Consider the following 9,390-nt stretch of genomic DNA (forward strand, 5'->3'; position numbering starts at 1 on the left):
TCCCCCACAAATCGGACTGTCCACTGGTAGAGGAATTCTTGAGCCGCTCTTGAGGCCTCGGTTTAGTGTGCAGGGGTGGCATATGGCGCATACCTGAGATACCCGCACCTGCACGGTGACCTGGTCACCTTCGTCGCCGACGACGACGTCTGGATCGCTCCGCTCAGCGGCGGAAGAGCCTGGCGGTTCACCGCCGACCGCGTCCCCGTGGCGCACCCGCGCTTCTCGCCCGACGGCGGCCGGATCGCGTGGACCAGCACGAAGGAGGGCGCTCCCGAGGCGTTCACGGCCGAGCTCGACGGCGCCGAAGGTGAACGGCTGACCCACTGGGGTGAATACTCCACCTCCGTCCGCGGCTGGACCCCCGGCGGCGACGTCCTCGCGGTCACCTCCGCGGGGCAGGGCTCCGACAACCGGCGCTGGGCGTACGCGGTGCCGCTCGACGGCGGGCCGGCCACGCGCCTGCCGTACGGCTGGGTCGGCGAGGCGGCCGTCAGCGACGGGAAGGTCGCCACCGTGTCGGTGGTGTGGCGCGAGCCGTCACAGTGGAAGCGCTACCGGGGCGGCACGGCGGCCAAGATCTGGGTGGACGCCGAGGGGAACGGCGAGTTCGCCAGGCTGTTCGCCGACAGCGCCGCGCAGTACTGGTCGGTGAGCTGGGTCGGCGACCGGATCGTGTTCCTGTCCGACACCGACGGCGCCGGGAACCTCTACTCCGCCCTGCCCGACGGCTCCGACCTGCGCAGGCACAGCACGCACGAGGAGTTCTACGCCCGCCACGCCACGAGCGACGGGGAGCGGGTGATCTACAGCCATGCCGGGGACCTGTGGCTGCTGGAGAGCCTGGACGCGGAGCCGTACAAGCTGGACGTGCGGCTCGGCGGGCCACGGCCGGGGCGGGCCAGGCGGCCCGCACCCCTGAGGGCGGGCGCGTTCTCGCCCGACGCCACCGGGCGGGCCAGCGCGGTCGAGATCCGCGGCACCGCGCACTGGGTGACGCACCGCGACGGGCCCGCCGGCGTGCTGCGGGCCGAGCCGGGCGTGCGCGTCCGCCTGCCGCAGGTGCTCGACGCCGACGGCAAGGCCGTGTGGGTCTCCGACACGAGCGGCGAGGACGGGCTGGAGATCGGCACCCCCGGCGGCGAGGTCAGGACACTGGCCTCCGGGCAGCTCGGCCGGGTGCTGGAGCTGGCCGCCGCGCCCGACGGCAAGCACGTGGGCGTGGCCACGCACGACGGGCGGCTGCTGGTCATCGACCTGGAGAGCGAGAGCGTACGCGAGCTGGACCGCACCGACCAGGGCGACGTGAGCGGGCTGACGTTCTCGCCCGACTCCACCTGGCTGGCGTGGGAGCACCCGCACCACCGGCGGCTGACGCAGATCAAGATGGGGCGGCTGGACGGCACGTCCGTGATCGAGGTGACGCCGCCCCGGTTCGTGGACTACGACCCGGCGTTCACCAGGGACGGCAAGCACCTGGCCTTCCTGTCGGTACGCACCTTCGACCCCGTCTACGACGCGCACGTCTTCGACCTGTCCTTCCCCAACGGGTGCAAGCCGTACATCGTGCCGCTGAAGGCCGCCACGCCGTCGCCGTTCGACCCCTCGCTGCAGGGACGCGGCTTCAACGGCGAGGACGACAAGCCGTCCAAGGACGACAAGAAGGACGACATGCCGCCGCGCACCGACGTCGACCCCGACGGGCTGGCCTCCCGCGTGGTGCCCGTCCCGGTGCCCGCCGGAAGCTACGGCAACCTGCGTACGGCGAAGGACGCGCTGCTCTGGCTGCGCTACCCGCTCAGCGGGGTGCTCGGCGACGGCAGCGAGCAGAGCACCGAGACCGTGCTGGAGCGCTACGACCTCAAGAAGCGCGCCAAGGCCGAGCTGGGCAAGGAGATCCGCGCGTTCGAGGTCAGCGGCGACGGCTCCAGGCTCGTCACCAACGGCAAGAACGGCCTGCAGACCCGCGCCGCGAGCGAGGGCGACGACGTCGTCACCATCGAGCTCGACCGGATCACCGTCCAGCTCGACCCGGTCGCCGAGTGGCGGCAGGGCTTCCGCGAGGCCGGCCGCCTCATGCGCGACCACTTCTGGCGCGAGGACATGAACGGCGTCGACTGGCAGGGCGTGCTCGACCGCTACGAGCCGCTGGTCGACCGGATCGGGTCCCACTCCGAGCTGATCGACCTGCTCTGGGAGACGCAGGGCGAGCTGGGCACCTCCCACGCCTACGCCGTGCCGAACGGCTCCGGCGTCGACCCCAGGCGCCGCCAGGGCCTGCTCGGCGCCGACCTGGCCAGGGACGGCGACGGCGTCTGGCGGGTGGAGCGCATCCTGCCCGGCGAGTCGTCCGACCACGCCGCCCGCTCGCCGCTGCTCGCGCCCGGCGTCGCGGTCCGCGCCGGCGACGCCATCCTCGCCGTGGGCGGCCGGCCCGTCGATCCGGTACGCGGGCCGTTCCCGCTGCTGGCCGGCACCGCGAACCAGCCCATCGAGCTGACCGTCCGGCACGGCTCCGGCGGCGACGTGCGCAGGGTCGTGGTCAGCCCGATCGCCGACGAGACGCAACTGCGCTACCACGACTGGGTGGAGGACCGCCGCGACTACGTCAGGCAGGCGTCGGGAGGCAGGCTGGGCTACCTGCACGTGCCCGACATGGTGGCCTCCGGGTGGGCGCAGTTCCACCGCGACCTGCGTACCGAGATGGCCCACGAGGGGCTGGTCGTGGACGTGCGGGAGAACGGCGGCGGCCACCTGTCGGAGCTGGTGCTGGAGAAGCTGTCGCGCAAGGTGACCGGCTGGGCGCGGGCCCGCTGGTACCAGCCGAGGCGCTACCCCGACGACTCGCCGCGCGGGCCGGTGGTGACGGTCACGGACGAGTTCGCGGGCTCCGACGGCGACATCGTGAGCGCGGGCATCAAGGCGCGCGGCATCGGGCCGCTGGTCGGCACGCGGACGTGGGGCGGGGTGATCGGGATCGACTCGCGCTACCACCTCGTGGACGGCACCCGCGTCACCCAGCCCCGGTACTCCTTCTGGCTCGACGGGCCCGGATGGGGCGTGGAGAACCACGGCGTCGATCCCGACATCGAGGTGGTGATCACCCCGCAGGACCGGGTGGCGGGGCGCGACCCGCAGCTCGACAAGGCGATCGAGCTGGCGCTGGCCGCCCTCGACGAGCATCCCGCCGCCACGCCCCCCGACCTGCCCCCGCTCAACCAGCCAGGCGACTGAGGATCTCGGCGAGGATGGCCTCGGTGGTGGCGAAGTTGAGCCGGACGAAGTTCTCACCACCGGGGCCGAAGGCCGCGCCGTCGTTCAGCCGCACCCTCGCCTCCCGCTCGAACACCTCCGCCATGCCCGGCCTGCCCACGTCCAGCCAGGCCAGGTAGGTCGCCTCCGGAACCCGGTAGCGGAACGCGGCGGGCAGGCGGGAGGCGATCGTGCGCCGGTTGCGGTCGAGCAGCGCCACGGTCCGCGCCAGCCAGTCGTCCCCGTGCCGCCAGGCCGCGACGGTCGCCTCGACGCCGAAGACGCTGGGGGAGCCGTACACGAACGGGGGCTGCGCCTCCAGCGCCTCGCGGGCGCCCTCGTGGCCGAAGTGGGCGACCGAGCAGCGGATGCCGCCCAGGTTGAACGCCTTCGTGGCCGACGTCAGCGTGACCGTGCGCCCCGGCAGGATCGTGGCGAACGGGATGTGCCGGTGCGGCTCGTACACCAGGTCGGCGTGGATCTCGTCGGCGATCACCAGCAGGTCGTGCCGCTCGGCGTGCTCGGCCAGCTCGTGCAGCTCCCGTTCGGTGAACGCGCGGCCGGTCGGGTTGTGCGGGTTGACCAGCAGGAGCACCCGGCAGCCCGACAGGTCGGGCACCTCGAAGCGCCACGTGTCGCCGTCCGGCTCCATCCGGATGGGGCACAGCGGGCGCTGCATGACGCTGAGCGTGTCCAGGAACGGGTGGTACGCCGGGACGTGCACGGCCACTCCGTCGCCCGGCTTCGTCCAGATCTGCAGGAGAACCTGGAGCGCCTGGTTGAGGTCGTTGAACGGACGCACCAGCCCCGGGTCGGCCTGCCAGCCGAACCTGCCCGCCATGCGCTCGGCGAACGCCTCGGCCAGCGGGCCGGCGTTCTGGTCGAGCAGCCAGGTCGGGTAGCCCAGGTCGCCGTCGGCCCGGCGGCGCAGCACGTCGGCGACCGCCGGCGCGGTGGGCAGGTCCATGTCGGCCACCCAGGCGGGGATCACCCCCGGCTCCACCGCCGCCCACTTGAGCCCATCATGAGTGGATTTAAGGTTTAAAGGGGTATATGCGTCATTCACTCGGCCATTCTAGGATTCTTGAATGTGATGAGGCGGTGGCGCGGAGTATGGCAGGCTGGGCGGCCATGACGCCCCACCCGAAGATCGACGCGATCGTCGAGACGTACCTGACCTTGGCCGACGCGGAGGCTCCCGGGCTGGTGGAGGGGCTGTATCTGGAGGGCTCCGCGGCGCTCGGCGACTACCGGCCAGGCGCGAGCGACGTCGACTTCATCGCGGTGACGTCAGAACCACCGCCCCCCGGAGTGCTGGAACGCATCCACACCAAACTCGGCGCCCACCCCTTCGACGGCGTCTACCTCACCTGGGACGACCTCGGCCGCGACCCCGCCGAGCTGGGGGAGCGGCCCCGCTCGCAGGCAGGCCGGTTCAGCCGGCGCGGCTCGGTCAACCCCGTCACCTGGCACACGCTGGCCCGCCACGGGCTGACCTGCCGGGGCCCCGAGTCGCACGATCTCAAGATCTGGAACGATCCCGCGGCCCTGGCCGCCTGGACCGATCGCAACCTCGACCTCTACTGGCGTCGCCTGGTGATCCGCGCCTCCCGCCCGTTCACCCCGTGGGGGCTGACCTGCCTCGGCGGGTACGGCGCCGTGTGGGTCGTCACCGGCGTCGCCCGGCTGCACTACACGCTGGCCACCGGCGACATCACCTCCAAGACCGGAGCGGGGCGGCACGCGCGCGAGGTCTTCCCCGAGTGCTGGCACCGGGTGGTGGACGAGGCGCTGCGGCTGCGGGAGGAGGACAGCGCGCTGCCGTCCGTGGCGAGCGTCGTCGCGGGGCTCGGCGATCACTTCGGGACGCCGCGGCGGTCGCTGTACGGCTCGCCGTTCGAGCGCAGGCGGGACGTGCTGGGCTTCGCGGACCAGGCGATCACGGCGGCGCACGAGCTGTACCGGGCGCGCTGATATTGACGGCGCTCGCCTGCCGGGATACGAATGCATCTCACCACGACCCAGCCTGGCGTGGTGAGATGTTAACGCTAACATCCTGGAGGGCCGCTCGATGCGTACGCGTTTGCCCTGGTTATGCCTGGTGCTGCTGCTGATAGGTGTCCTGACGCCCGCCACGGCCGCACACGCCGCCGGACCAGCGCCGCACTACCTGATGACGGCCTTCACCAACGTCAGCCAGTCCAACATGTACGTCTACGACTCCTCCAACGCCGGCACCTTCAACCTCGTCAGAGCCAACGCCTACACGCCGCCGTCCGGCCTGATCCGCGACCCCAGCGTGATGCGGCACACCGACGGCTACTACTACCTCGTCCACACCACGAACTGGACCGGCGACACCATCGGCTTCGCCCGCAGCGCCGACACCGTGACCTGGACCTTCCTGCGCAACCTCACCGTCGGGCTGAACGGCGCCACCGGCAGCACCTGGGCGCCCGAATGGTTCAAGGACTCCGACGGCAGCGTGCACGTGATCTTCTCCGCGTCCACGACGGGCACCGCCGGGCAGTTCAGGCCGTACCGGATCACCGCCACCAACAGCGCGCTGTCCACCTGGAGCGCCCCCGTCGCGCTGGGCATCCCGGCCAACTACATCGACAGCTTCGTGGTCAAGTCCGGCTCGACGTACCACAACTTCCTGAAGAACGAGACGACCAAGTACATCGAGCACGCCACCGCCACCTCACTCACCGGCCCGTGGACGTTCACCGGCACAGGCAACTGGGCCGGCTGGGGCTCCGGCCTGGAAGGACCCGCGCTGACCCGGCTGCCGGACGGCAGGTGGCGGATCTACTTCGACAACTACACCGGCGGGCGCTACTACTACGCCGACAGCTCCAACCTCTCCTCGTTCGGCGCCAAGGTGGAGCTGCCGGGCCTGTCCGGGACGGCCAGGCACTTCACCGTGCTGCGCGAGGACTCCGGCGACACCACCGCCGTCCCCACCGGCAACCGCTCGCTGCGCTCCGCCAACTTCCCCGACCGGTACGTACGCCACCGCGGCGGCCTGGCCTACCTCGACCCGCTGACCTCCGCCAGCGCGCCGGCCGACCGGCAGTCCGCCACGTTCACCGTCGCCGCGGGCCTGGCCCAGTCCGGCTGTTACTCCTTCCAGTCGGCCACCCAGCCCGGCTACTACCTGCGGCACTACAACATGCGGCTCGCCCTGCAACGCGACGACGGCACCGCCATCTTCAAGGGCGACGCCACCTTCTGCGGGCGCGCCGGGCTCGCGGGCGGGGGCACCACGTCGTTCGAGTCGTACAACCTGCCCGGCCGCTACCTGCGGCACTACAACTACGAGCTGCGGCTGGACCTGTGGGCGTCCGGCACGACATTCGCCGGCGACGCCTCGTACACGGTCACCTCTCCCCTCTCGTAAAGGACACCCCCCATGCGCCCCACTCGCGCGAAGGCCGTGCTCCTCGTCCTGGCTACGCTGCTCACCGTGACCGCCAACCTCCTGACGCCCGGCGCCGCGCACGCCTCGCCGGCGGTGCAGTACACCAACCCGCTGGCCGCCCAGCGCGCCGACCCGCACATCTTCCGCCACACGGACGGCTACTACTACTTCACCGCCACCGCCCCCGAGTACGACCGCATCGTGCTGCGCCGCGCCACCACCGTCCAGGGGCTGGCCACCGCGCCGGAAAGCGTCATCTGGCGCCGCCACACCACCGGCGAGATGGGCGCCCACATCTGGGCGCCCGAGATCCACTTCATCAACGGCAAGTGGTACGTCTACTTCGCCGCCGGCCGCGCCGACGACGTCTGGCGCATCCGCATGTACGTCCTGGAGAACGCCGCCGCCAACCCCCTGACCGGCGCCTGGACCGAACGCGGCCGCATCACCACCCCCTGGGACACCTTCTCCCTCGACGCCACCACGTTCGTCACCGGCGGCGTCCGCTACCTGCTGTGGGCCCAGCAGGAGCCCGGCATCGCCACCAACTCCAACCTCTACCTCGCCCGCATGGGCGCCAACCCGTGGACGATCACCGGCGCCACCACCCGCCTCACCATCCCCACGCTGGCCTGGGAGACGCGCGGCTACAAGGTCGCCGAAGGCCCCGCCGTGCTGCAACGCAACGGCCGCCTCTTCCTGACGTACTCGGCCAGCGCCACGGACGCCAACTACTGCGTCGGCCTGCTGACCGCCTCCGCCTCCGCCGACCCCCTCCAGGCCGCGTCCTGGACCAAGAGCCAGAGCCCGGTCTTCGCCACCAACGCCGCCACCAGCCAGTACGGCCCCGGCCACAACTCCTTCACCACCTCCGAGGACGGGCAGAGCGACCTGCTCGTCTACCACGACCGCAGCTACCGGGACATCTCCGGCGACCCCCTCAACGACCCGAACCGCCGCACGCGCGTCCAGAAGGTCTACTGGCGCGCGGACGGCACACCCGACTTCGGCATCCCGGTCGCCGACGGGGTCACGCCGGTGCGGCTCATGTCGTACGACACGCCCGGCTCGGCGGTGCGGCACTGGAACTACCGGGCGCGGCTCGAAGCCAACGTCACCCCGCTGGCCGACTCCCAGTTCCGGCTCACCACCGGGCTCTCGGGCAGCGGAACCGTGTCACTGGAGTCGGCCAACTTCCCCGGGTACTACCTGCGCCACCGCAACCACGAGGCCTGGGTGGAGCAGCGCGACGGCTCCGCCCTGTTCGCCGCCGACGCCAGCTTCGTGCGGCGCGCAGGGCTCGCGGGGAGCGGGACCGTGTCGTTCGAGTCGGTGAACTTTCCCGGGTATTACGTGCGGCATCGGGCGGGGCAGGTGTGGGTGGAACGGGACGACGGTTCCAGCCCCTTCCGCGCCAGCGCCAGCTTCCTCCTGGAGTAACAGGCCTTCTGGAGTAGCTGGCTTCGTCCTGGAGCGGCCTTCTCCCCCTGAACCGCTCTTGGGCTGCGTCAGGCAGGGAGATCTGCCACCCGGGCGGCCACCGTACCGAACAAATCACCGATCGTGGTCAGCGCGGCAGCGTGCAGGAGATCCGCTGGGATCGGCGCCCCGTCCGGGCCCGCCAGCGGACGAGTCGCGCACGCCTCCGCCACCACCGTGGGACGGTAACCGAGATTGAACGCCCCCTGGGCGGTGAACTGGACGCACATGTGGGTCATGAACCCCGCCAGCACCAGGTCAGGGCCGGCCTCCAGACCGCGCAGCGTCTCCAGGAGGCCGGTCTCATGGAAGGAGTTCGGAAAGCCCTTCACCACAACCGGCTCGCCGTCCTGGGGGGCGACGTGGGGTGCGATCTGGCCGATCTCGGCGCGGATGTCGTACGGAGTGCCCTCGCCGCCGTCGTTGATGACGTGGATCACCGGCGTCCCGGCGCTGCGAGCGCGCGCCAGGAGGTCGGCGGCGGCGGTCAGGGCGCGCTCGGCGTCGGGCAGGGCCATGACGCCGGTGCGGTAGGTGTTCTGGAAGTCGATCAGGATCAGGGTGCTGGTGGACAGGGACGGCAGGACGCCGTCCAAGCCGATGACGTTACGCAGGGTCGTCGAAACGGTCATTTCGTTCTCCTTGGGACATGGTGAATAACCGGCCCTAACGGGCCGGAGCTTTAGGTGGCGCATCGGGCGGCGGAGTCGATCGCCGGTGTCGGGCGTCACGTGCCGGGCGTCACGCCGGGCGTCACGCCGGGCGTCGTACATCGCGTGTCGCGTGTCGGCCGTTGAGGGCCGCGTGTCGGGCATCGCATGTCGGTCGGCGGTCGGCGGTCGGCGGTCTGCGGGCGAACTACCTCAGCCGACTCTGCCGCCCATCGCAGCCGCCTCCTCCCCTGGTCGCCTCCCCTCGCGACCGCCCGCCCCCCTCGCGACCGCTCCTACCGCGACCGGCTTCTCCCTCGGCCGCCTCTCATCGCGGCCAACTCCTACCGCAGCCGACTCCTGCCTCTGCCCGAACTCCTGCCTCCGCCCGAACTCCTGCCTCCGCCCGAACTCCTGCCTCCGCCCGGACTTGTACCTCGGCCCGAACTCCTGCCTCCGCCCGAACTCCTGCCTCCGCCCGAACTCCTGCCTCCGCCCGAACTCCTGCCTCCGCCCGGACTTGTACCTCGGCCCGAACTCCTGCCTCCGCCCGAACTCCTGCCTCCGCCCGAACTCCTGCCTCCG

The 9,390-nt window shown here is 71.4% G+C and carries 7 protein-coding genes; 4 read left to right on the plus strand and 3 right to left on the minus strand.

All coding sequences use genetic code 11. The features are described 5' to 3' along the window. Positions 1 to 75: 75 nt before the first annotated feature. Positions 76 to 3,234 (plus strand): S41 family peptidase, encoded by a 3,159-nt coding sequence (locus tag ABD331_RS56675; protein WP_344495186.1) that lies wholly within the window; start codon positions 76 to 78, stop codon positions 3,232 to 3,234. On the opposite strand, the gene ABD331_RS56680 is transcribed toward ABD331_RS56675, so the two are convergent. Beyond that, positions 3,215 to 4,243: a MalY/PatB family protein gene (locus ABD331_RS56680; protein ID WP_344495188.1), complete on the minus strand. Its 1,029-nt coding sequence runs from the start codon at positions 4,241 to 4,243 to the stop codon at positions 3,215 to 3,217. The two genes, ABD331_RS56675 and ABD331_RS56680, sit on opposite strands and share 20 nt — an antisense overlap. A 140-nt stretch (positions 4,244 to 4,383) precedes the next feature. On the opposite strand from ABD331_RS56680, the gene ABD331_RS56685 reads away from it, so the two are divergent. The 3 genes from ABD331_RS56685 (at position 4,384) to ABD331_RS56695 (ending at position 8,116) form a co-directional block, all read left to right on the plus strand. Continuing rightward, positions 4,384 to 5,226, plus strand: coding sequence for a nucleotidyltransferase domain-containing protein (locus tag ABD331_RS56685; RefSeq protein ID WP_344495190.1), 843 nt, complete (start codon positions 4,384 to 4,386; stop codon positions 5,224 to 5,226). A gap of 97 nt (positions 5,227 to 5,323) precedes the next feature. Next, the gene (locus tag ABD331_RS56690) at positions 5,324 to 6,655 is read left to right on the plus strand and encodes a glycoside hydrolase family 43 protein (RefSeq protein WP_344495192.1); all 1,332 of its coding nucleotides are present in this window, start codon (positions 5,324 to 5,326) and stop codon (positions 6,653 to 6,655) included. A gap of 12 nt (positions 6,656 to 6,667) precedes the next feature. Continuing rightward, the gene (locus ABD331_RS56695) at positions 6,668 to 8,116 is read left to right on the plus strand and encodes a family 43 glycosylhydrolase (protein WP_344495194.1); all 1,449 of its coding nucleotides are present in this window, start codon (positions 6,668 to 6,670) and stop codon (positions 8,114 to 8,116) included. 68 nt (positions 8,117 to 8,184) lie between these two features. On the opposite strand, the gene ABD331_RS56700 is transcribed toward ABD331_RS56695, so the two are convergent. Together ABD331_RS56700 and ABD331_RS56705 are read right to left on the minus strand one after the other, a co-directional pair. Further along, on the minus strand, positions 8,185 to 8,787 hold the full coding sequence (locus tag ABD331_RS56700) for an isochorismatase family protein (protein ID WP_344495196.1): 603 nt from the start codon (positions 8,785 to 8,787) through the stop codon (positions 8,185 to 8,187). A 231-nt stretch (positions 8,788 to 9,018) separates the two neighbouring features. Beyond that, on the minus strand, positions 9,019 to 9,390 hold a 372-nt coding region (locus ABD331_RS56705), incomplete at its 5' end, for a hypothetical protein (protein ID WP_344495198.1).

This window comes from Nonomuraea monospora (assembly GCF_039531895.1).
GTDB lineage: Bacteria > Actinomycetota > Actinomycetes > Streptosporangiales > Streptosporangiaceae > Nonomuraea > Nonomuraea monospora.